The sequence below is a fragment of the Pseudaminobacter soli (ex Zhang et al. 2022) genome, from assembly GCF_014595955.1.
Taxonomy (GTDB): Bacteria; Pseudomonadota; Alphaproteobacteria; order Rhizobiales; family Rhizobiaceae; genus Kumtagia; species Kumtagia pseudosoli.
This window is the reverse complement of sequence record NZ_JABVCF010000006.1, coordinates 93,039-116,277: the sequence shown is the minus strand read 5'-3', so window position 1 is coordinate 116,277 and position 23,239 is coordinate 93,039. Positions and strand designations below refer to the sequence as shown.

Sequence of the window (23,239 nt, the reverse complement as noted above, 5' to 3'; positions counted from 1 at the left end):
GGGAGCATGGACGACATCTATCGCAAGGCGGTGGACGAGCTTCACGACGTTCTCGTCGCCGTCGACAAGGCCGAGGTTGCGGCGGCACTCGACGTCCTGGCCGGGGCGCGGCGGATCGCCCTCTACGGAGTCGGGCGCGAGGGCCTTCAGATGAAGGGTTTCGCGATGCGTCTCTTTCATCTCGGACTCGATGCGCATGTGGTCGGCGACATGACCACGCCGCATCTCGGGGACGGAGACCTCCTGATCGTGTCCGCAGGCCCTGGCGATTTCTCCACCGTCAGTGCGTTGATCGGTGTCGCGCGCTCGGCAGGAGCGAAGAGCCTCTGCGTCACGGCGGAGCCGGATGGTGCTGCGCCGCGTGCTGCCGACGTGAAGCTCGTTGTGCCTGCTCAGACGATGGCCCGCGACACGACGGCACCAAGCTCCGTCCTGCCCATGGGATCCCTCTACGAAGGCGCGCTCTATGTGCTGTTCGAGATCCTGATCCTGCAGCTTCGCGAGCGGCTCGCCGTCGATGCAGCGGAGATGCGGTCTCGCCACACCAATCTGGAGTAGTGCCCCGACAATCTGCTATTTCCAGTTCCGCGAGTTCACCTGCGAAGAACGATTCGAGGGGGGGAATTCAAGGTGCTGGATAAACCAAAACTCGACTCGGTCGAAGGCGAGTTCCGCTCGGATCGTGAGATCGCGCGCGTCGCGTGGCTCTATTTCGTCGGCGGGATGACCCAGCAGGAAATCGCCGATGAACTGGGCACGACCCGGCTGCGCGTCAACAAGATCATCGGCCAGGTTCGGACCGCAGGACTGGTCAATATCGAGGTACGCACGCCGCTGGCGGACTGTGTGGAACTCGAAGAGCGGCTGAAAGATCGCTTCAATCTCAAGGGCGCCGTGGTCGTGCCTGCGCTGATCGATCCGATCGAACAGCAGCGCACCATAGGCGAGGCGGCCGGCGAACTTCTCAACTCGGTCATCGCCGAGCGGGATCTCGGCGTCGGCATAGGGTGGGGACGGACGCTTTCCTTTGCCACGAGGCGACTTGAGACCCGCCCGAACCCGAATTCCTGGGTCGTGGGATTGATGGGCGGCGTGACGCGCGCGTCGCTCACCAACACGTTCGAAGTCGCCATGTCCGTAGCGAGGGCGCTGGGCCTCGAATGCCACTACCTGACCGCACCCATTTACTGTTCCAGCCCCGAGAGCCTCGAGGCGCTGCTACATAATGACGAGATCGCCGATGTGCTGGCGCGCACCGAAATCGCCGACGTTGCGCTGATAGCCTGCGGCGACCTTCACGAGCGTTCGCCAATTCCCTCCCTTCGAGTGGTGAAGGACAATCTCGACGAACTGGTGCGTCTCGGGGCGGTCGGCGAGACGCTTGGCTATTTCCTGCAGGCGGACGGTGCGCTCGTCGACCATCCGTTAAACAGGTCGGTCATGGCGCTCTCCCTGGAGGCGCTGCGTCAGAAGCCGGTATCCGTGCTGGCGTCCGGCGGCCTCTACAAGGCACCGATCATCCGAGCCACGCTCGCCGGCGGCTACGTGAACCACCTGGTTACCGACGAAGCCGTCGCACGGGTTCTACTCGGTGCTTAGGAGATCTGAGTCTTCAAAGAACTGATGCGGCGCACGGAATCGATGCAGACGTCTGACCGTCGTACCACCGCTGGGGTCGACTGGTCCGCGAGCCGGCCCGCAACGGGGCGCACTGCCGGCACTTGCGTAAACAAGTGCCGGCAAAAGGTCCCTTCGCGGGCGGATCAGGCCTGCTCCAGCCAGACGTTCTGCAGATCCATTTGGAAGGTCTGATGAACGCCGTAATTCTTCACCTTGGAGTTGGTGTGGCTGTAGAGTTTCTGCCAGAACGGCTGGATGATCACGCCTGAATCCTGCAGGATCGTCTCAAGATCCTTCATGATTTCCCGCCTCTTGGCCGGATCGCTGATCGAGAGGGCCTCCTTCAGCTTGGCATCGAAGGTCGGGTCGGAATAGGCGCTCTCATTCCAGGCCTCGCCGGTGCGGTAGCCCAGCGCGAGAATTTGGACTCCGAGCGGACGCATGTACCAGATGGTCATCGAATAGGGGTACTTCGTCCAGTCGTTCCAGAAGGTCGACCCCGGCAGCACCGTCCGTTTCACTTTGATGCCGGCCTCGCGAAGTTGCGCGGCAATGGCGTCGCCGGTGTTCTTCTGCCAATCGTCCTCGATCGTGATCAACTCGTGCTCGAAGTCGGCCTGGCCGGCTTCCTCCATGAGCTTCTTGGCGCCGGCCGCGTCCCGCGTTTTCTTCGGTAGCGGATAGTATTCGGGATGGATGGGGCTGACGTGATGGTTTTCGCCCACGTCGCCGCGTCCGTTATAGCCGAGTTGCAGCACGACGTTGTTGTCGACCGCCATCTGCAGGGCGTTGCGTACCCGCTTGTCCCCGTAGGGCTTGTGCGTGACGTTCGTGCGCGCAACCAGCGTCGTCGCCGTCGCTACCTCCGACTTTACGAGACCCAGATTGTCCAGCATGTCGATGAAATCGGCCGGCGTCTCGAAATTCAAATCGATCTCGCCCGACTCGAAGGCGTTGACGGTTGCGGAGAAATCAGTTCCGTAGTCGATGAACTCGACGGAATCGAGCAGGGCTTCCCCGCCCCACCACTTGCCGTTCTCGCGCCGCTTGACGACGGCCTTTGAGCCGACTTCATAGGAGACCAACTCGAATGGCCCGGTTCCGATCGGCTTGGTGATCGGGTCGTCGCCCGTGAAGCTCCTATGGACGACAAGCGCCGGATAATCCGTGAAGTTCGGAATAAGCGAAATGTCGGGCGCGTTCAGCTTGAGCTTGACCGTATGGTCGTCGACCTTGGTGATTGCCCCATCCTTAGCCTTGCCGGTCGCCTCGTCGATCAGTCCCCCGACGCGGGCTGCCATCGAGTTGCCGGAAACGTCCTTCTCGCACCAGCGGGTCAGGTTATGGACGACATCGTCAGCGGTGAAAGTATCGCCATTGGTCCAGGCAACGCCCTTGCGTACGTGGAGGACGTACTCCGTAGCGTCGTCGTTGACCTCCCAGCTCTCGAGCAGAACCGGCTCGAATGTAAACTCTCGCGTATAGCGGACCAGCGGTTCGAGCCAGGTACGCGTAACGTTGGCAAGCTCAACCCAGTCGTAGTTGCGGGGATCTTTCTGGCCCTTCACGGCCATGGCGACTCTCAACGCGCCGCCTTTGGTTCCTTCTTGTGCCAGCGCATTCGAGGGAGCCGCCAGTCCGATCATGCTGTAGGCCAGCGCCGTCGATGCACCCATCGCGCTTGCGATCGCAAGAAACTCCCGCCGGTCCATACGCCCATGCCGAGCGTCGGAAGCCATCTTTTCGATCGCGTCCGGTACGCGATCGCCGTTGCTTCTGAAAAATCCCATTTGTTCTCCTCCCTGTGATTCTTATGTTGAACTCACCCATGTTCCATGTCGAGCCAGGACAGGTCTCTGCAATTCCTCTGCTACCGAATGTCCTTTTAGATGGCGTGGATGTTGGGCGATGCGACAGCGTCGGCGATGCGAAGGAGCGTAGCAAGCTTCGGGCTGTCGGCCCAGAAACACCCCGCCGCCATTGACCCGCGCGTTGCTGCTCAATTGACAGTATCCGGCAGCCGCTCCTCGCGCCGCGCAACGAAATCCTTGAGAGCTTCGGCGATGCCCTCGTCCAGCTTTGGTTCCTCATAGTCGCCGAGCATGGCGCGGGCCTTCTCGCGGCCACGCGTATCATGGTCCTTCGCCCCTTCGGCATTCCATTGTTCGAAGGAGTTGAAGTCCATCATGCTCGGCATGAAGAAGGCCGACTCGAAATGGTCGAGCGTGTGTTGGGTGCCGAGGAAGTGGCCGGCAGGACCGACCTCGCGGATGGCCGCCAGCGCTTCCTTGAAATCGTCGAAGGACAGCCCGCCTGCATATTTGTACCAGCCGACAAGCTGTTCGCAGTCGGTGGCGAATTTCGAGTAGCCGCAGGTCAGGCCAGCCTCGAGCCACCCGGCCGAGTGCCAGATGTAGTTGGCGCCCGCCAGTATGGCGGCATGCATCAGCATGTTCGACTCGTAGCCTGCCTGGGCGTCGTTCAGCTTCGACCCGACATGGAAGCCGGACGTGCGCCACGGTAGCCGGTATTTTCGGGCCAGCGCGCCCATCAGATACATCATCTGCGCGGCTTCTGGCGTGCCCCCCATGGGCGCGCCCGTCTTCATGTCGACGGTGACCATGAATTGGCCGTAGATCTGCGGCGAGTCGGGGCGGACCAACTGGGTGAACGCGACGCCCGCCAACGCTTCCGCGTTGACTTGCGCAACCGCACCCACGGCGGATGCAGATGTCGACGCTCCGCACAATGCAAAGGGCGCGAGGATCAGCGGCTGGTTGTGACGCGCATACACTTTCATCGCGTCGAGCATGGTGGCGTCCCATACAAGCGGCGAATTGCAGTTCGTGATAGAGACCAGGACCGGATTGTCCTTCACGAACTCCTTGCCGAAGACGATGCCCGCCATCTCCATCGTGTCTTCCGCACGGTCCTTGGACGTCACGATGCCCATGAACGGCTTGTCGGAATATTTTAGCGCCGAATGGATGATGTGGAGGTGGCGCTTGGGTACGGGTATGTCCATCGGCTCGCATATGATCGAACTCGACGAATGCAGCGGCGGCGCCATGTAGGCGAGCTTGTGGAAATTATTGAGATCCGCCAGCGTTCCGTATCGCCGGTTGTTGTCGAGATCGCGCACATAGGGCGCGCCGTACATCGGGATGAAGATGGAGTTGTCTCCTCCCACGCGAACTGTACGCTCCGGATTGCGCGCGTGGAGGGTGAACTCGGATGGCACCTTTGAAACGAGTTCCATCAGGAGGGCGCGGTCGATCCGCACTCGAGTGTCCGTAACGTCGGCTCCGGCGGCCTTCCAGATGGCGATCGCTTCGTCATCGCGGAACTCGCACCCTACCTCTTCTAGGATGCTCAGTGATTCCTGGTGAATCAGTTCCACTGCCTCATCCGGGACCATCTGGTAGACTGGTATCTTCCGAACCAGTGTGGGAAACGACAGCGTAGGTGCGCCGCGCAGCGCCTTTCGTCCCAAGCGCCCGCCGCCGCGGCGGCCGCCAATCGCCTGACCCGATGCTGTACCCGTTTCCGACATACGATGCTCCTCCCTACTCCCAGGGAAGGAACGTCGGCGAGCAGCCCGTTTCAAGCGAAAAAGTCGCTCAGCTCGGTTGAGTTGTACTCAATCGTCCAAGGATAGGAGCCAGCTTTTCAAGATCGTTGCCTGTTGGCTCAGGGGCCGATGCGCACTCCAGGTCACGAAATAGGATTGGGGTGCCGCAATCTCGGCATCTGTAAGTTGGACGAGATCGCCTGACTTGATCAACGGCCGGACCAGACTGGCCCAGCCCAGCGCCACACCCTGGCCGCTGCGAGCAGCCTGCAAGGCAATGACGTAGCTGTTGAAGCGTCTCTCATTGAGCCGCCGATGCCGCGCGCCGACTCTTTGCAGGAAGTCCGCCCACGTAGTCCAGGACGAATCGATCCCTTCAACGGAAAGGAGTTGTAGCGCCGCCAGATCGTCCAGCGAGGTCACGCGGTGCTCTCGGACGAAATCCGGGCTTGCCACTGCGAATATGCGGTCGTCATAGAGCTTGGCCGATTCTTCGTCCGGCCACTCGCCGCTACCGTAGCGGAGGCGAAGATCGATGTCGGGGCGATCGAGGCCGCGTGCATGGTCAGAAATGACATGATCGACGACGATGTTCTGATGCCTGTTCCAGAACGCTCCCAGCCGCGGCATCAACCAGAGCTGGGCAAACGCCATGGTGCTGCCGATCGTTACGCCGGACTTTCCCCCTGACGTTCTGACCTGCCGAAGCGTAGCCGAGATGCGTTCAAACCCATCGCGCAGGGCCGCTGCCATCGTCTCGCCCTCGCGGGTCAGTTCGAGCGCCCGATGCCGCCGGATAAAGAGTTGGCAGCCGAGTTCCTCCTCGAGCGTCCGCACGTGTTTGGATATGGCCCCGGGCGTGACGTTCAATTCCTCGGCTGCCTTGGTAAGGCTCAGGTGTCGCGCGGCGGCTTCGAAGGCGGCGAGTGCGTTGAGCGAGGGGAGACTGTAATAGCGGCGCACCATGGGACTACCGGTTCGGCTGAAACTGACGGCTGACGATGAGCCGCAGTGCTCCTGGTCGATCGGCGGCCGCCCCGTGGCGTCGGATGCTGAGGGTCATTGGCATGCTCGTTTCGATCATTGGGCCCAGTACTTACTCGTCGTGCAACAATCGCCTTCTTCCGCCCCATGTGCCAGCCTAGTCGTGACAGCAACTACAAGGACGTGACGGTTCGCATGGCATCCATCGGCACAGTTGATCCAGGGGAGGGGGCCATGACGGCGCAGGTCTTCAAGCGGTTGTTCACGCCGGTGGCGCTACGGGGCAGGATGCTGCGGAACAGGATCGTGTTTGGCGCCCATACCGCAAACATGGCGGTCGAGGGCCTGCCGACCGAACGGCACGCGGCCTATTATGCCGAGCGCGCCATCGGCGGAGCGGCAATGATCGTGGTGGAGCCGATGCCGGTGCATGCGGCCGCGGTGCTGACCCGCGGCAACTTCCGCCACTCCGACGACAGCGTCATTCCGCATTTCCGCAAGGTGACGGACGCGATCCGCAGCAACGGTGCGATCGCTATCCAGCAGCTTTATCATGTCGGCCAGCACAGCGACGCGGATAACTCGTTTCACGCGGGCTGGTCGCCCTCGGGCCTGCCGAGCTACCACGATTCCGACGGCTCGCACCGCATGACCGAGGCGGAGATCGAGGAAACGATCGATGGCTTCGTCCAGGCGGCGCGGCGCTGCCGCGAGGCTGGCTTCGACGGGGTTGAGGTCTGGGCGGCCTACCACTCGATGCTCGACCAGTTCTGGACGCCCTGGTCGAACCGGCGCGACGATCGCTGGGGCGGCAGCCTGGAAAACCGTACCCGCATGAGCCGTGAGGTCATGAGCCGCATCCGCAAGGAATGCGGAGAGGATTTCATCGTCGGCCTCGCGATCAATGACGAGCCGGAGGTCGAGGTCGCGCTCCAGCGGGAGGCGCTGGCCGAGATCATCGCCCTGCACGATCGCGATGCGCTGATGGACTACGTGACCTGCGGCTCCGGGAGCTATTTCGACTTCCACAAGCTGATGCCGACCTTCCTCTATCCGGAGAAGCTTGGCGCGGACCTTGCCAGCGTCCTGAAATCGGCCGTGAAACACGCGCTTGTGACCGCCGAAAGCCATATCCGGACGCCGGAGAACGCCGAGAGCGTGCTGAGCGAAGGCAAAGCCGATCTCGTCTCCATCGTGCGCGGACAGATCGCCGATCCGCATCTGGCCGCCAAGGCGGCCGCCGACCGGCCGCAGGACATTCGCGGCTGCCTGTCGTGCAACCAGATGTGCTGGGGCCGGCGCTCGCGCGACTACTGGATCAGTTGCGTCATCAACCCTTCGGCCGGGCGCGAATGGGAGTGGGGCGGCGACCGCTTCTCTCCGGCAGAGCGGCCAAAGCGCGTATTCGTCGTCGGCGGCGGGCCGGCGGGCCTCGAGGCGGCGCGCGTGGCGGCCGAGCGCGGACACCAAGTGGTGCTTGCCGAGGCCTCGGACCGGCCGGGCGGGCAGTTCCGGCTCGCCGGACTGCAGCCGCGCCGCGCCCAGATCGTCGATCTGATCGACTGGTACGAGCGCCAACTGAGCCAACTCGGGGTGGAGGTGCGCTATGGCGCGTACGTCGAGGCCGAGGACGTCGAGCGCGAAGGCGCCGACCATGTGATCGTCGCGACCGGTTCCCTGCCGCCCGAGGGTGCGTTTCAGAGAGCGCTGCCGCAATTCGATCAGATACCCGGGGGCGGGCGCGCACTGTCCGCGGAGGCCGTGATGGCCCGCGAAGCCAGGCCCGGAAAGCGCGTCATCGTGCTGGACGAGGGTGGCAACTGGAAAGGCTGCGGCACGGCCTGGAAGCTTGCCGAGGAGGGGCACGAGGTGACGCTCGTCACGCCCGACCCGCTGGTCGGCAAGGAACTCCAGCGCACGGCGGCGGATGTGCCGCTGCGGCGCAACTTGGCTCGGCTCGGCGTCCGGTTCGTCACCGAGAGCGCGATTGTCCATTGGGAAGGCGCAATCGCACGGGTGGCCTCGCTGCTCGATGGTAGCGAGAGGCAGATCGAGGCCGACGCGCTTGTCTTCGCCGCGACCAACATGGCCGAGGACAGCCTTGCTCTCGAACTCGCCGCGCGCGGCATTGCCTTCACTGCCATCGGCGATTGCACGGCAGCACGCCAGGCGGCCTATGCCATCCACGACGGGCGGAAGGCGGCGCTTGCACTTTAAAGCAACGGTGCGGATGTCCCCAGGGGCCTGCGGAACTGTGGCGCGGTGAGAGGCCGGCCGCTGAGCTAACCTGCGGGCGCGGCGGCCAGATCACGTTCCATCGAAACGGCTGCGCGCAGGGATTCACGGTCCCGTCCGACCGTCGCGACGGCAACCGTCTTTCCTCCTGACAGATAGCGCACGACAGCCTTTCCGGCCGCAAGGTCGCCCTCGATTTCCGTGGCGTCCCGGTTGCGGCCGTTCCCGACATACCTGATCGTCGTGTCGTAATGGGCGCTCCAGAAGAAGGGCGCATCCGAGAACGCCAGTCGCTCGCCCAGCATGTTGTAGGCCGCGACCTGTCCCTGCCGCTCGGCCACAACCCAATGCTCGATGCGCGTGCGCGCGCCGGTGATCCTGTCGGGCCACTCCGCCGCGTCTCCGGCGGCGAAGATTCCCGGGCTGCTGGTCTCCAGGCGCTCGTCGACCAGGATGCCGTCGGCGGTGGCGAGCCCGGCCTCGACGGCCAGGCTCTTGCGAGGCTTAACGCCGACGCCAATGATCACCAGGTCTGCCGGAAGCGCCTCGTTGCCTTCGAGTACGACGCGCCCCTCTTCAATGCTCGACACGGACTGCTGCAGGTGGAACCTCACGCTGTGGTCTTCATGGAGGCCACGGATAAAGCGACCCAGTTCGGGGCCGAGTACCTTCTCCAGGGGCTCACGATCCGGCGCGACAACATGGACCTCGATCTGCCGCGCCCGGAGCGACGCCGCAACTTCCAGCCCGATGAAGCCGGCGCCGATCACCACGGCGGTGCGGGCCGTCTTCGCCCGCTCGACGATGGCGCGACTGTCGGCCAGCGAACGCAGCGTGAAGACATGAGGCAGGTCCGCGCCGGGTAGCGGGAGCCTTACGGGTTCCGCACCCGGGGCTAGAAGGAGCCGATCGAACGCGAAGGATCGTCCGTCCTCCGTGAGAGCGATGCGCTGGTTAGGGTCGATTCGACTGACCGTCGTTGCGAGGTGCAGACCGATCTCCTTGCGTTCGTAGAATTTCGGCGAGCGCAGCGGAATCCATTCCTCGGGCGCGGAACCGGCGAGATAATCCTTCGAGAGGTTCGGCCTGTCGTAAGGGGCGTCGGAGTCGGCGCTCAAGATCGTGACGCTCCCGGCGAAGTTTCGTCGGCGCAGCATCTCGGCGGCGGCGAAGCCTGCCGCACCACCGCCCACGATCACGATGTCCTTGGGTTGCCCGGCTGCGTCTTGTGCGGAAGCGGGCGACGGTCGCTTCACCTTGCCGGTGACGAAGACGCGGTCGCCCCGTAGTTCGGTGGCCCAGCAATCGATCGGACTGAAAGCCGGCGCGCGAAGGGCCTCGCCGGTGCGGAGGCTGAAGCAGGCGTGGTGCCATGGGCACCGGACCGTATCGCCCTCCGCCAGGCCTTGGCCAAGGGGCCCGTTATAATGGGTGCAGGTGCCGCCGACGGCGAACACCTCGTCTTTGGAACGGACGAGGATCACGGTTTCCTCGCCGACATGGCCTTCGAGAATCTCACCGTCGCGAAGCATTTCCATCGCGACGCCTTGCGCCAGATCGGGCCCCACTGGCTCGGTCGATTTCCCACTCATGGTTCAATCTTCCTCGGATAGCGCCGGACTGCCCCCAGTATGCATTGGATGCAATGCGATGTGAAAGGTTCCCGTCCGGTGCCCGGTCACTTTGGCGGGAACTTCTGGGACGCTTGAGGTGCCGCGGCCTGAAGCGGGATCGATGCCCAGACCAACGGTTCGGGAAGTCCAATCGCCGCAGAGGCGGACGTGAGAGGGAGCCCCGCGGATTCCATTGCGCGTTCGGGCGTTCCCTTCGCCGTTGCCGCACAGTCTTTACCGGAAATTAGCCGCTGCCAACCGTATTTGCGGCAGGGGGGACGTATGGATAGGTCATATCTGCTTTCGGCTATTCTGCCGCTTCTTTCGGCGACACTTTCAGTAACATTCTTCGTCCTGTGGCACCGCCAACAGGAACGAATGCATGTGTTCAATTGGACGCTGGCCTACGCTTGCGCGACGCTTGGCACGTCGCTCGACTTCGCGCGGATCGTTCTTGCGAATCCAACCCCGTTTTCGTTCGTGGCGAACTTACTGCTGGTGGGGGTAGCCTTTTTTGCAGTCCGCGGCGCTGTCCTGCGTTATGCCGGGCACTCTTTCGACCGGATTCTCATCCCTGTTTTCCTTGCCACGGTCGTCTGCGGGATCTGGTTTGTCTTCATCGATCCCAGCATCTTCGGACGTGGCGCGACATCCAGTGCCGGGGCCGCAGCCATGTTCCTGATTGGCGCGTGGACGATCGCGAAGGCCGCACGGCAAGATGCTATCGATCGCCTGCTCTTCGCGACCTTCGCGCTGACCGCCGCCACGCTGATCGCCCGCCCGATCGTGACCTATGTCTACGAAGGTCCCCTTCAGGCCGAGGCGGAGGTAGCGGGCTCGCTATGGGTGGTCAGTTTCAAGGTATTTGCGATGCTGAGCTGGTTCGCGACCGCGATCCTGTTCCTGCTTCGCATCACCACGGACGTCATGAAGGATCTCGCGGCGCAATCTTTGACCGATCCGCTGACCGGTATCCTCAACCGTCGCGGCTTCTTCATCGTCGCCGAACCGGTTTTGCGGGATGTCCGCCCCGGCCTTCCGGCAGTGCTACTGATCCTGGACATCGATCAGTTCAAGAGGGTCAACGACACCTTCGGCCATCTGACGGGCGACAACGTGATCCAGGGGCTCGCAAACCTTTTGCGGCAGGCTTCTAAGGATTCGGGCTGCATCATAGGGCGCCTTGGGGGCGAGGAGTTCGTTGCGTTGCTCCCAGCGACCAATCTCATTGCTGGGCGGGCATTCGCCGAAGGGCTCCGGGCCGCCTTTGCCGCCGGCTCTCACGAAGGCGTTCCATTCTCCCATACGGTTACGGTGAGCATAGGTGTGGCCGAGTCGCCAGGCGGGGAAAGCATAGATTCCGTGATCGAGCGTGCGGACGGCGCGCTCTACCGGGCCAAGCGAGAAGGAAGGAATCGTACCCATATCGCTTCGGACGAGGCCTCCCCGGGCGTCGTCCCTCAGGGCACGGCAACCGGAACATGTCGACAAGCGTCAATGGCATTCAGACAGTCGATGCCCTGACTGCATCCGCTTACTGTCATGTGCCTAGCCACGGTCGTGCCTGCGGGTGACCCAGGCGGCCTGAGCCCCAGACCAAAAGAACGAGGCCGGGATTTGCATCCCGGCCTCGTTTTGCAGAGTTCGCGGAACGTTATTCCGCCGCGACGATGTTGCCGCCTTCCCACTTGAACATTGAGAAGCTCGGCGAGGTCAGATCGCCGCTTTCGCCGTAGGTCAGGCTGCCGATTGCGGTGGCGATCGGCTCACCCGTCTTGAGCGCGGCGGTGACGGCCGCCGGATCATCGGATGCGCCGGCCTTCTCGATGCCAGCCTTGAGCACCTCGACCGCCGCGTAGGCGTTGAGCGTAAATGCCTCCGGCGGGATGCCCTTCTCGTTGAGGATCTTGACCGCCTCGGCTGAGGCCGGGTTCTTCAGGGCATCTGCGGCGTTGGTGAACAGCGTGCCGGCTGCCGCATCGTTGGCAATCGCCCAGTATTCGGTGTTCGACAGACCCTCGCCGCCGATGATCAGGGCGTTGACGCCGTGGTCGCGCAACTGGCGGGCGAGAAGGCCACCCTCGGGATGGTAGCCGCCGAAATAGATCACCTCGACGTTGTCGTCCTTGAGGCGCGTGATCAGCGCGGAATAATCCTTCTCGCCCGGGTTGAGCGAACTGTACTGCACTTCGGTCAAGCCGCCGGCGTTGATGGCGGCCTTGAAGGCGTCGGCCAGGCCTTTGCCGTATGTGCCCTTGTCATGGATGACGGCGACGCGCTTGTCCTTCAGATGCTGCAGTACATAGGCGGCAGCCACTTCGGCCTGCTGGTCGTCGCGACCGCAGGTGCGTAGAACATTGGTGAGGCCGCGGGTGGTCAGTTCAGGAGCGGTGGCCGTCGGGGTCACCATCAGGATGCCGTTTTCGGCAAACACGTCGGAGGCAGGGATGGCGACGCCTGACGTGACTGGACCGACGATATACTTCACGCCCTCGCCAACCAGGAGATTGGCGGACGAGACCCCTTGCTTGGGATCGCCGGCATCGTCGGTGAGCTTCAGCACGACCTTCTCGCCGAGGATACCGCCCTTCTGGTTGATGGCTTCCACGGCCGCTTGCGCGCCGTTCTTGACCTGGTCGCCGTAAGCCGCCACCGGACCGGTAACCGGTGCGACGAGGCCGATCGTGATATCGGCGTGCGCCGCCGAGCCAAATGCAAACAGCGCAACAAGCGAAGCGCCTGCAAGGACTTTCATGTTCATGGCTATCTCCTGTAACCTGTCGGCCCGAAAGCACGACGGAGCTCCGAGCAGGACGCCGAAAAAGCGCATTCCGGCTCTGGCACTTGTGCATCGCTCGATACCGAGTCGAGGCATGGTTCGGGCAATACTCTTCCCGCGACTCGGCTGCAATCGGCTCAGCAGCCGAGACCGGCGTTTGATGGGCGTCAGCTAGCCCGGCAACTTGGCCATCAAAGCCAGTAGGTACGTCTGGCAGACCAGAGCGGGCCTCTGGCGGCGCGCTCCCTCGTGCAGCAATCGTTCCCTTCTCGCCCGTGTATGTCGCCAGATGAAAACGGAAGAGCGCCTTCCCCAACTTGCCTAGGTTGCACCGCAAAAATGCGCTACTTCTGAGCTCCTACTGGTCAAAAAAGTATCATCCGTGCCGCGGTAATGTGGTGGCGCCACGTTTTCACAGGGGCTAACCTCGTTGACAATGAGCCGCCCGAAGACGCGGCCGAAGGCAAAGTGTGGGTGCTGCGGCGCTCACGGGAGGAAGCAAGGTGGAACCCGATCTGGAAGTTGTCCAGATTAGACCCGGCGAGTCGTTCGCGGCGTGGTCGCACGGATACCCGTTCCGCACGGTGCGGTGGCACTTCCATCCTGAATACGAGCTTCACCTCGTAGTGGCGACGCGCGGCCGCTATTTCGTCGGGGACTTCATCGGTGAGTTCGAGCCCGGCAATCTGGTCCTGACAGGTCCGAACCTGCCGCACAACTGGGTCAGCCACATACCGAAGGAAACGACCGTGCCGCTGCGCTGCCAGGTCGTCCAGTTCAGCGAACAATTTATTGCTGGCGTTCAGGCGGCATTGCCCGAACTCGCGGCTTTGCAGCCACTGCTCGAGCGGTCGCGCCGCGGCGTCCTATTCTCCGATGAGACCAGCCGGCAGGTCGCGCCACTCATGCAGGAACTGATGGATGCGCAGGGCGTGCGCCGCATCGAACTCTTCCTTTCGATGCTCGGACACCTGAGCCGCGGTCAGCATAAGGCCCTCGCCAGCGCCAGCTACCTGCCCGACCCCTCGGGTTACATGTCGGTCGGCATCAACAAGGCGCTGGCGTTTCTGCGCGAAAACCTCACCCAACCGTTCACCGAAGCAGAGCTTGCGGCGATCGCGGGCCAGTCGACCAGCGCGTTCTCCCGCGCCTTCCGCAAGCACACCGGCATGACGCTCGTGCAGTATGTGAAGCGGCTGCGCATCAACCTCGCCTGCCAGATCCTGATGAGCGACGAGCAGGCGGCCATCACCGACATCTGCTTCGAAGTGGGCTTCAACAATCTTTCGAATTTCAACAGGCAGTTCCGCGCCGAGAAGGGCATGACGCCGTCGCAGTTCCGCCTGCTGAGAATGGACGAGCAGAAAGATCGCGGCAGCCGTCGGCGGCCAAGTCCCGAGAAGACAGCAGAGATCGACGGAAAGACGAGTGCGGGCTTCGCGGCCCGCGACAAGGATCGCTTTGCCCAAACACGGCGTCGCACGCCGGGCACGGCGGAGGACGGGCAGGCCGGCACCGCCACAGGGCCGGGCTGAGGAAATGACACTCGATCGGAGGAACAAGAGCATGAAGACTTCACACAAGACATTCACTGCAATCGGGGCGCTTGCGCTGGCACTCATGAGCAGCGCGGCATGGGCGCAGGAGGATGCCACGGTGGCGTTTCTGATGCCGGACCAGGCATCGACTCGCTATGAGCAGCATGACTATCCGGGCTTCAAGGCAGAGATGGACAAGCTTTGCCCCAAGTGCACGGTTGTCTATCAGAACGCCAACGCCGACGTTGCGCTGCAGCAGCAGCAATTCAACTCGGTGATCGCCCAGGGCGCCAAGGTCATCGTGCTCGACCCGGTCGATTCTGCCGCGGCAGCCGGTCTCGTCACCCTGGCGCAGTCGCAGGGCATCAAGGTTATCGCCTATGACCGGCCGATCCCCAACAAGCCGGCCGACTACTACGTCTCGTTCGACAACGAAGGCATCGGCAAGGCGATCGCGGAATCGCTGGTCCAGCACATGAAGAAGTCGGGCGTGCCGGAAGGCTCTGGCGTGCTGCAGATCAACGGCTCGCCGACCGACGCCGCCGCAGGCCTGATCCGCGATGGCATCCACAAGGGCCTCGAAGGATCCGGCTTCAAGACCTTGGCCGAGTTCGACACGCCGGACTGGGCGCCGCCGAAGGCGCAGGAATGGACCGCGGGCCAGATCACCCGCTTCGGCGCCGACATCAAGGGCGTCGTGGCCGCAAATGACGGCACGGGCGGCGGCGCCGTCGCCGCGTTCAAGGCCGCCGGCGTCAATCCGGTGCCTCCGGTGACCGGCAACGACGCGACGATCGCCGCGCTGCAATTGATCATTTCCGGCGACCAGTACAACACCATCTCCAAGCCTTCGGAGATCGTGGCCGCTGCCGCTGCCAATGTCGCGGTGAAGTTCCTGAAGGGCGAGACGCCGGAAGCGAAGACGACGCTCTACGACACGCCGTCCGAGTTGTTCGTGCCGGCGGTCGTCACGTCCGAGAACATCAAGGCGGAGATCTTCGACAAGGGCATCCAGAAGCCCGAGGAAATCTGCACCGGCGAGTATGCCGAGGGCTGCAAGAAGCTCGGCATCACTCAGTAGCCTCATCCGAGGTCTAGTCCGGCCGGAGCCTTCCGGCCGGGCTATTGGCACTAGCGAGGACAGGACCCACGGGATGACCGAAGGAACCGGGAAGGCCCCCGCAAGCGGAAAGCCGATCCTCAGCCTGCGCAACGTCAGCAAGAAGTTCGGAGCGGTCTCGGCCCTCACCGACATCGACCTGGACGTGCATGCGGGCGAGGTGGTCGCGCTGGTCGGCGACAATGGCGCCGGCAAGTCCACCCTGATCAAGATACTGGCGGGCGTGCATCAGCCGACTTCGGGCACCATCGAGTTCGACGGCCGGGAGGTGACGCTCAGCAATCCCGGTACTGCGCTGAACATGGGCATTGCGACGGTCTTCCAGGACCTTGCGCTTTGCGAGAACCTCGATGTCGTCGCCAATCTGTTCCTCGGCCACGAACTGTCTCCGTACCGGCTGGACGAGGTCCAGATGGAGGTGCGCGCCTGGACGCTGCTGAAGGAACTGGCGGCGCGCATACCATCCGTGCGCGAGCCGATCGCGTCTCTCTCGGGCGGCCAGCGGCAGACCGTGGCGATCGCGCGTTCACTGCTCCTCAGCCCCAAGATCATCATGCTGGACGAGCCGACGGCGGCGCTCGGCGTGGCCCAGACGGCGGAGGTCCTCAACCTGGTCGATCGGGTTCGGGACCGCGGTCTCGGCGTCATCGTCATCAGTCACAACATGGAGGACGTTCGGGCGGTCGCCGACCGCATCGTCGTCCTGCGGCTCGGCCGCAACAACGGCATCTTTACGCCTGAGACCTCCAACCAGGAACTAGTCGCCGCCATCATGGGGGCGACAGAGAACGCGGTCTCGCGCCGACAGGATAGCAAATCCGTCCACGAGCAGGCCCTGGAGCAGCACCCATGAGCAGCAAAGACGGTGCAGCCACGCCCGCGCTCGACCGCAGCGACGTGCGCGTACGGCATGAAGAGGGATTGGTCGACCTGTTCTGGAGCTTCGTCGATCGGGTGCGATCGGGCGATCTCGGCATGCTGCCGGTTTTCGTCGGCCTGGTGCTGATATCCGTCGTCTTCTCCAGCCTCAACCCGGTCTTCCTGGCTCCGAACAACCTCGTCAACCTTCTCTTCGACTGCGCCACGGTCGGCGTCATATCGCTGGGCATCGTCTGCGTGCTGATGCTCGGCGAGATCGACCTCTCCGTCGGCTCCATGAGCGGCTTTGCCTCCGCCCTGGTCGGGGTACTGTGGGTCAACAGCGGCTGGCCGGTGGCCGGTGCGATCCTCGCGGCGATCGGTTCCGGCATGGTCGTCGGCTTCGTCTACGCATTCCTCTACAACAGGCTGGGCATGCCGAGCTTCATCGCCTCGCTCGCAGGCCTGCTCGCCATCCTCGGCATGCAACTCTACATCCTCGGCCCGACGGGCTCGATAAACCTGCCCTATGCCTCGGCGCTGGTTTCGTTCGGGCAGATCCTGATCATGCCCGCCTGGCTGTCGCACACGCTGGCGCTGATTCCCGGCCTGGTCCTGGTCCTGTCCGGATTTTCCGTGATGCGCCGCCGGCGCGCGGCCGGCCTGACCGCCGCCCCGATGACCTTCCTCGTGGTCAAGGCGCTGGCCCTGACCGCCCTCCTGGAGTTCGGGGTCTACTATCTCAACCTCGGCCGCGGCGTGCCGTGGATGTTCGGCTTCTTCGTCCTTCTGGTCGTAATCCTCGACTACGCCCTGACGCGGACGAAATGGGGCAGGTCCATGTTTGCCGTCGGCGGCAACCGCGAGGCGGCGCGCCGCTCGGGCATCAACATCCGGCGCATCTACACCTCGGCCTTCGTGCTGTGCTCGACCTTGGCGGCGGTCGGGGGCGTTCTGTCGGCGGCCCGGCTGGCGACGTCCAGCCAGCAGGCGGGTACCGGCGACGTGAACCTGAACGCGATCGCCGCTGCGGTCATCGGCGGAACCAGCTTGTTCGGCGGTCGGGGCAGCGCCTATTCCGCGCTGCTCGGAATCATCGTCATCCAGGCGATCTCGAACGGACTGACGCTGCTCAACCTGTCGTCGTCGCTACGCTACATGATCACCGGCGCGGTCCTGGCCATCGCGGTGATCGTCGACTCGCTGGCCCGACGCTCCCGCGTCAGCCACGGGCGTGCCTGATTTAGTCTAGTGCATTGGAGTTCTGGAATGTCCGCTTCCCTCGAAGGTAAGGTCGCTGCTGTCACCGGCGCGGCATCCGGCATCGGCCTCGAATGCGCGCGACACATGCTGGCCGCAGGGGCGAGTGTGGTGCTGATTGACCGCGCCGGGGATCGCCTCGAGGCGCTTTGCGCGGAACTGGGCCCGAAAGCGTTTCCTCTGGTGCTGGACCTCATGGACGGCCCGCAAGTCTCCGGCATGCTGCCGCGAATCCTGGAGATGGCCGGAGGGCTGGACATCTTCCACGCCAATGCCGGCGCGTATGTTGGTGGGGCGGTCGCGGAAGGCGATCCCGATGTCTGGGACAAGGTTCTCAACCTGAATGTGAACGCCGCGTTCCGATGCGTGCACGCGGTGCTGCCGCACATGATCGCTCAGAAATCGGGCGACATCGTCTTCACCAGTTCGATCGCCGGCGTCGTGCCCGTGGTCTGGGAGCCGATCTACACGGCGTCCAAGTTTGCCGTACAGGCTTTCGTGCATTCGACCCGCCGCCAGGTCTCCCAGCACGGGGTGAGGGTGGGCGCTGTGCTTCCGGGGCCTGTGGTGACGGCGCTCCTCGACGACTGGCCCAAGTCCAAGATGGATGAAGCGCTGGCCAATGGCAGCCTGATGCAGCCGAATGAGGTCGCGGAATGCGTGCTGTTCATGCTAACGCGTCCGCGCAACGTGGTGGTGCGGGACCTCGTCATCCTGCCCAACAGCGTCGACCTGTGAGGCTTCCATGGCCAACTACTTCATAGGCGTCGACGTCGGCACGGGTAGTGCGCGAGCGGGCGTATTCGACGCAGCCGGCGGCATGGTCGCCTCGGCGAAGGCCGACATCCGCCTCTGGCGCGAGGCCGGCGACATAGCGGAGCAATCCAGCAACGACGTCTGGCGTGCGGTCTGCGCCTGCGTTCGCGACGCGGTGGCCGCGGCCGGCATTTCGCCTCGTTCGGTGGCTGGCCTCGGCTTCGACGCGACATGCTCGCTGGTCGTGCTGGGCGAGGGCGGCGCGCCGATTGCGGTCGGCGCTTCAGGTGACCCAGAGCGCAACATCATAGTCTGGATGGACCACCGCGCGATCGACCAGGCCCAGCGTATCAACGCCAGTTCGCAGCCGGTGCTGAGCTATGTCGGGGGCACCATCTCGCCCGAGATGGAGACGCCGAAGCTGCTTTGGCTGGCCGAAAACATGCCTCGGACATGCGCCTCGGCATGGCAGTTCTTTGACCTGACCGATTTCCTGACCTGGCGGTGCACGGGAAGCCTGGCGCGCTCCGTCTGCACGGTCACCTGCAAGTGGACCTATCTGGCGCATGAGCAGCGCTGGGACGAGGCCTATTTCCGGGCCGTCGGCCTCGGGGCGCTCGCCGACGAGCGGTTTGAGCGGATCGGCACCGAAATCGTGCCCGGCGGCACGCCGCTCGGAGCCGGCCTGACGGCACAAGCCGCAGCAGAGCTCGGCTTGGAGCCGGGGACGCCTGTGGCGGCCGGCCTGATCGACGCACATGCCGGCGGCATCGGCACGGTCGGGGCGCGCGGCGGACCCGGCGATGTGTTGACCCGCATGGCCTATGTCTTCGGCACCTCGGCCTGTTCCATGACGACGACACGAGAAGCCGCGTTCGTGCAGGGTGTCTGGGGACCCTATTTCTCTGCTATGGTCCCGGGGCTCTGGCTCAACGAAGGCGGACAGTCGGCGGCTGGGGCCGCGATCGACCATCTGGTGCGGATGCATCCCGCAGCGGGCGAGGCAGAGCGCCTAGCCGACGAGCAGGGTGTCAGCCTCGGCGCATGGCTGGCCGAGAGGGCGGCCGAAAGCGGCGGAGCGGCGGCCGTCGAGCGGCTGGTTGGCGCCTTGCACGTCGTTCCCGAGTTCCTCGGCAACCGAGCGCCCTTTGCCGATCCGACCACGAAGGCGCTGATCGCCGGCATCGGCATGGATGCCAGTATCGAGAGCCTCGTCGGCCTCTATCTCGCGGGGCTCTGCGGGCTCGGCTACGGCGCGCGGCAGATCATCGACGCCCAGCGCGCGGCCGGCATCACCACCGACACCATCGTCATCAGCGGCGGCGCCGGGCAAAGCCCCCTCGTCAGGCAGGTGCTGGCCGATGCGACGGGGCTGGCGGTCGCTGCCTCGACATCACCCGAGCCGGTGCTGCTCGGCTCGGCGATACTGGCCGCGGTCGCGGCTGGGCACTATGGCGACGTCACGACCGCGATGTCGGCAATGTCCGAACTCGGGGAAGTCTATAGGCCCAATCCTGCTGTCGCGAACTGGCACGACAAGCGCTTCACCGCGTTTGGGAAGCTGCAGGCGATCGGCCGAGAAATAGCAAGTTGATCGCCCTTCGCGAGCCGGTGCATGACATATTGAGCCGACTTGCTCCGAATGGCTGCATCGGGCTCAATCGAACTGCTGTGCTCCTTCCCTACGACTGCAGAGAGTAGGGAAGGAGCCGTTCGCCAACCCGCTGTTCATGTCCGCTCTTGGGCGCGGAGCGGCGACGTGTGGCGGCTCTGCGCCTAAGCGCCTTTGTCTGATCGGCGGAGCGGATAGGCATCCGCTTCGGGTGCATTCGCCCAGCTCTGCAGGGTCTGGCCTCCGTCGAGCAGCCAGTCGACGCCGGTGACGTGACGGGCATCGTCCGAGGCCAGGAAGGCGACCGCTGCCGCCACGTCCTCCGGCTGCCCGATCCGGCGAAGCGGGATGCGGTCGGCGAAGCGCTCGATGCCCTGGCGATAGGCATCCAGGTCGGCAGCAGGCACGCCGAGCGTCGTCTCGATCACCCCCGGGCAGATGGCGTTCACGCGAATGCCGTAGGGCGCGGCGTCCAGTGCAGCGATGCGGGTGAGGCCGACCACGCCGTGCTTGGTCGCGGCATAGCCCGCCCCGCCGGCCAGCACGTCCCAGCCCGCCATGGACGAGCCCGTATTGACGATTGCGCCGGCCACTTTGTGTTCGATCATCGAACGCAACGTTGCCCTCAGGACGAGGAACATGCCGCGCAGATTGATCCGCACAATGGCATCCCAGTCATCGATCGCAAGTTCATATACCGGAGCGACCACGCCGGAGATGCCGGCATTGTTGAACAGGACGTCGATGCGCCCGAAATGCTCGACCGCCCGGGAAACAGCGTCGGCCGCCTGCCGCTCGTCGCCGACATCGGCCTCGATCGCGATCGACCCGGCGCCAAGCTCGGCCACGATGCGCGAGCCCGCCGCCAGATCGCGATCGACCACAGCGAGACTGGCGCCTTCCTCCGCAAAGCGCCTCGCTGCTGCGGAGCCGATGGCGCCGCCGCCACCAGTCACCAGAACGATCTTGTCCTTGAAGCGTGCAGTCATGCCATTTCCTCGTTCGCATAGTCCCGCCACGAATGGCGCGGCACGAAGCCGAGCTCTTCCTGTGCGAGACGGGTGCTTATCAAGCCGGTGAACGCGTCCAGCGGCTGCAGCAGGGGTACTCCCGGCAGGCCACGCTCCAACGCGGAGGCGGTTTCCTCTTCGAGATAGGTGTCCGCCGCCGAAAGGTAGGCGCGCAAATGACTCTCGCCCGGCCAGTCGAGCGCCAAGCGGAAGCCCTCGGCGGCATCGCGAACGTCGATGTAGCTCCACAGGTCACGCACTGCATCGGTAGTCTTGCTACGCGGGCCGATCTGCGCGGCGAAGGTTTCGGGCGACTGCACCCAGGGCAGGCGCAGTGAAACCGCGGACAGGCCGCCCCCGCGCACCGCCGCCTCGACGATCTCCTCGCCGAGCCATTTCGACAAGCCGTACGGGTCCTGAGCGTGGGTGGGATGCTTTTCGTCTACCGGCAGCGATTGCGGAGGAACGAAAGGCTCGCCGAACGGATAGCCGAGAACGCTGAATGAGGAGGCGTATACCAGGCGCGGAATCCGTGCCAGCCGTGTCGCCTCGACCACATTGAAGGCGGCGCTTACATTGGTGTGGAAGACGTCGCCCGCCGTGCGCCCGGTCGGCCGCGGGATTGCCGCGATATGAACCACAGCCTCGGCGTCCCTCACCAGTTCGAAGGCGGCGGCAAGGTCGGTCAGATCGGCCGTCACATGCGACCACCCGTCGAAGCCGGGTGGCGGGGGGCTGACGTCCACGCCGCGAACCGCATGGCCGGACCGCACCAGATGCCCGGCGACATGGCGCCCTAGAAAGCCGCTCGAACCGGTGACAATGACTCGCATGTACGATCCTTAAGTTCGTCCGGCAGCCACGCCGGGGGAGGGGGATTGTTTGTGCTCAAACAATTCTCACCCGGAAAGCCGGCTTGTCAACAGAGCTGCTCGGTGATCGCCTCCGACGGATGCAACGCGGGATTGACTTCTATCGCATATGGTTTTTGTATGAGTTCAAACAATCTCCAAATCGAGGTGAAGCAGTGACCGACGACGTGTTCTCCGCTCATCGCAATGCCGAGACGATCCATCTCGATGCGCGCCGCGCGGCGGTGATCGTGGTCGACATGGTCAACGACTTCTGCAAGCCCGGCGGCGCGATGGTGCTGCCCGGCTGCGAATCACTCGTCGAGCCGCAACTCGCGATCATCGAGGCTGCTCGCGCCAGCGGCGCACCGGTGGTGTGGGTGCATGACGAACACCGTCGCAACATGCGCCGGGACCGCGAATGGCTGAAGCGCACGCCGCATTGCGTCGAGGGCAGTTGGGGAACCGAGATCATCGAGGAACTGGGCGCCCGCGACGACGAGATCCATCTCGTCAAGCGTCGCTACTCGGCCTTCTTCGCAACCGATCTCGACCTGACACTGAAGGACATGATGGTCGACCAACTCATCGTCATGGGCGTGGTGACCAACATCTGCGTCCGCTCGACGGTGCATGACGGTTTCTTCCTGGGCTACGAGATCGCGGTGCCGCGCGATGCCTGCGCAGCCACCGGCCCGCGCGAACAGGAGAGCTCGCTTTACGACATCGCGACCCATTTCGGCGTTGTCAGCGATGCCCGTTCGGTTGCACGGGCCCTGCGCGAAGGCGTCGAGGTCGTCAATCTTGAAATGGCTGCCTGACCCGTCTTGAAGGATTGGCTCATCCTGTGACTGATTCGTCATCTGAACCCGGCCCACCTCTTGCTGAGGGCGCCTCTGTCGCCTCCGAAGAGCGGACCGGCCATGCGGAGGAGCCGATGTTCGACCGGAAGGCGCAGGAAGCCGCCTATCGGGAGAGCGGCTATGATCTCGCAAACCATCCCGCCCATCTGGTGCGCCGCGTCCACCAGCGCGCCACGCTCTGCTTCCAGCAGGTCATGGCGGGCGAATCCCTGTCGCCGACCCAGTTCGCGGCATTGGCCACGCTCCTCAAGGTGGGCGAGATATCGCAAAACCATCTCGGCCGGCTGACGGCCATGGATCCCTCGACCATCAGCCTGGTGGTACGAAAACTGCTGAAGGAAAAGCTGGTCTATCGCAGCAGTTCCGACACCGACCAGAGGCTGACGATCCTCCGGCTCACGGACAAGGGAGCCCGCTACACGATAGACAGGCTGGGGCGCAGCGCGGAGGTGGGCCAGCGGCTCCTCGCGCCGCTTAACAAGGCGGAGCAGGCGATGCTGCTCGACCTTCTCGGTCGTATCGCCGACCGCGACGTCGACCCGGCTTAGCGGGTCTCCCCGACTTTATTC

18 protein-coding genes and 1 pseudogene are annotated in these 23,239 nt (G+C 64.0%); 12 read left to right on the top strand and 7 right to left on the bottom strand.

Features of this window, described 5'->3' with window-relative positions; translation table 11 throughout:
* Positions 1-6: 6 nt before the first annotated feature.
* Entirely contained in the window at positions 7-558 is a 552-nt protein-coding gene (locus tag HUI96_RS12740; RefSeq protein WP_188255035.1) for an SIS domain-containing protein, read from the top strand.
* Positions 559-630: 72 nt separating this feature from the next.
* Positions 631-1,599 (top strand): sugar-binding transcriptional regulator, encoded by a 969-nt coding sequence (locus HUI96_RS12735; RefSeq protein ID WP_337918287.1) that lies wholly within the window; start codon positions 631-633, stop codon positions 1,597-1,599.
* A 164-nt stretch (positions 1,600-1,763) separates the two neighbouring features.
* On the opposite strand, the gene HUI96_RS12730 is transcribed toward HUI96_RS12735, so the two are convergent.
* The 3 genes from HUI96_RS12730 to HUI96_RS12720 all read right to left on the bottom strand — a co-directional run bounded on the left by HUI96_RS12730 (position 1,764) and on the right by HUI96_RS12720 (position 6,157).
* Positions 1,764-3,410 carry an ABC transporter substrate-binding protein gene (locus HUI96_RS12730; RefSeq protein ID WP_188255034.1) on the bottom strand — a complete coding sequence of 549 codons (1,647 nt, stop codon included), beginning with the start codon at positions 3,408-3,410 and terminating at the stop codon, positions 1,764-1,766.
* A 209-nt stretch (positions 3,411-3,619) separates the two neighbouring features.
* The gene (locus HUI96_RS12725; protein ID WP_188255033.1) at positions 3,620-5,173 is read right to left on the bottom strand and encodes a trimethylamine methyltransferase family protein; all 1,554 of its coding nucleotides are present in this window, start codon (positions 5,171-5,173) and stop codon (positions 3,620-3,622) included.
* Between the two features lie 87 nt (positions 5,174-5,260).
* Entirely contained in the window at positions 5,261-6,157 is an 897-nt protein-coding gene (locus tag HUI96_RS12720; protein WP_188255032.1) for a LysR substrate-binding domain-containing protein, read from the bottom strand.
* Between the two features lie 252 nt (positions 6,158-6,409).
* Between HUI96_RS12720 and HUI96_RS12715 the strand changes: the two genes are divergently transcribed.
* Positions 6,410-8,392 carry an FAD-dependent oxidoreductase gene (locus HUI96_RS12715; protein ID WP_188255031.1) on the top strand — a complete coding sequence of 661 codons (1,983 nt, stop codon included), beginning with the start codon at positions 6,410-6,412 and terminating at the stop codon, positions 8,390-8,392.
* A 65-nt stretch (positions 8,393-8,457) separates the two neighbouring features.
* Here the strand turns inward: HUI96_RS12715 and HUI96_RS12710 are convergent, their stop codons facing one another.
* Entirely contained in the window at positions 8,458-10,002 is a 1,545-nt protein-coding gene (locus tag HUI96_RS12710) for an FAD-dependent oxidoreductase (protein WP_188255030.1), read from the bottom strand.
* 399 nt (positions 10,003-10,401) lie between these two features.
* On the opposite strand from HUI96_RS12710, the gene HUI96_RS12705 reads away from it, so the two are divergent.
* Complete coding sequence (locus tag HUI96_RS12705; RefSeq protein WP_188255029.1) at positions 10,402-11,547, top strand: GGDEF domain-containing protein; 1,146 nt, start codon at positions 10,402-10,404, stop codon at positions 11,545-11,547.
* A gap of 130 nt (positions 11,548-11,677) precedes the next feature.
* On the opposite strand, the gene HUI96_RS12700 is transcribed toward HUI96_RS12705, so the two are convergent.
* Positions 11,678-12,784: an ABC transporter substrate-binding protein gene (locus HUI96_RS12700; protein ID WP_188255028.1), complete on the bottom strand. Its 1,107-nt coding sequence runs from the start codon at positions 12,782-12,784 to the stop codon at positions 11,678-11,680.
* Between the two features lie 521 nt (positions 12,785-13,305).
* On the opposite strand from HUI96_RS12700, the pseudogene HUI96_RS12695 reads away from it, so the two are divergent.
* The 6 genes and pseudogenes from HUI96_RS12695 to HUI96_RS12670 form a co-directional block, all read left to right on the top strand.
* Positions 13,306-14,160: pseudogene (locus HUI96_RS12695) on the top strand (AraC family transcriptional regulator); the annotation flags it as partial.
* Positions 14,161-14,368: 208 nt separating this feature from the next.
* Positions 14,369-15,421 (top strand): sugar ABC transporter substrate-binding protein, encoded by a 1,053-nt coding sequence (locus tag HUI96_RS12690; RefSeq protein WP_188255026.1) that lies wholly within the window; start codon positions 14,369-14,371, stop codon positions 15,419-15,421.
* Between the two features lie 73 nt (positions 15,422-15,494).
* The gene (locus HUI96_RS12685) at positions 15,495-16,313 is read left to right on the top strand and encodes an ATP-binding cassette domain-containing protein (RefSeq protein WP_188255025.1); all 819 of its coding nucleotides are present in this window, start codon (positions 15,495-15,497) and stop codon (positions 16,311-16,313) included.
* Positions 16,310-17,560: a sugar ABC transporter permease gene (locus HUI96_RS12680; RefSeq protein ID WP_188255024.1), complete on the top strand. Its 1,251-nt coding sequence runs from the start codon at positions 16,310-16,312 to the stop codon at positions 17,558-17,560. Before HUI96_RS12685 ends, HUI96_RS12680 begins: the two co-directional genes overlap by 4 nt.
* 27 nt (positions 17,561-17,587) lie before the next feature.
* Positions 17,588-18,316 (top strand): SDR family oxidoreductase, encoded by a 729-nt coding sequence (locus HUI96_RS12675; RefSeq protein ID WP_188255023.1) that lies wholly within the window; start codon positions 17,588-17,590, stop codon positions 18,314-18,316.
* Between the two features lie 7 nt (positions 18,317-18,323).
* A complete protein-coding gene (locus tag HUI96_RS12670; protein WP_188255022.1) occupies positions 18,324-19,928 on the top strand; it encodes an FGGY-family carbohydrate kinase in 1,605 nt (534 codons plus the stop codon).
* A 182-nt stretch (positions 19,929-20,110) separates the two neighbouring features.
* On the opposite strand, the gene HUI96_RS12665 is transcribed toward HUI96_RS12670, so the two are convergent.
* Positions 20,111-20,935 (bottom strand): SDR family NAD(P)-dependent oxidoreductase, encoded by an 825-nt coding sequence (locus tag HUI96_RS12665; RefSeq protein WP_188255021.1) that lies wholly within the window; start codon positions 20,933-20,935, stop codon positions 20,111-20,113.
* Positions 20,932-21,789: an NAD-dependent epimerase/dehydratase family protein gene (locus HUI96_RS12660; RefSeq protein WP_188255020.1), complete on the bottom strand. Its 858-nt coding sequence runs from the start codon at positions 21,787-21,789 to the stop codon at positions 20,932-20,934. Before HUI96_RS12660 ends, HUI96_RS12665 begins: the two co-directional genes overlap by 4 nt.
* A 194-nt stretch (positions 21,790-21,983) precedes the next feature.
* On the opposite strand from HUI96_RS12660, the gene HUI96_RS12655 reads away from it, so the two are divergent.
* Both HUI96_RS12655 and HUI96_RS12650 read left to right on the top strand, forming a co-directional pair.
* Complete coding sequence (locus tag HUI96_RS12655; RefSeq protein ID WP_188255019.1) at positions 21,984-22,628, top strand: isochorismatase family protein; 645 nt, start codon at positions 21,984-21,986, stop codon at positions 22,626-22,628.
* Between the two features lie 116 nt (positions 22,629-22,744).
* Positions 22,745-23,218 carry a MarR family winged helix-turn-helix transcriptional regulator gene (locus HUI96_RS12650; RefSeq protein WP_188255018.1) on the top strand — a complete coding sequence of 158 codons (474 nt, stop codon included), beginning with the start codon at positions 22,745-22,747 and terminating at the stop codon, positions 23,216-23,218.
* Positions 23,219-23,239 lie beyond the last annotated feature (21 nt).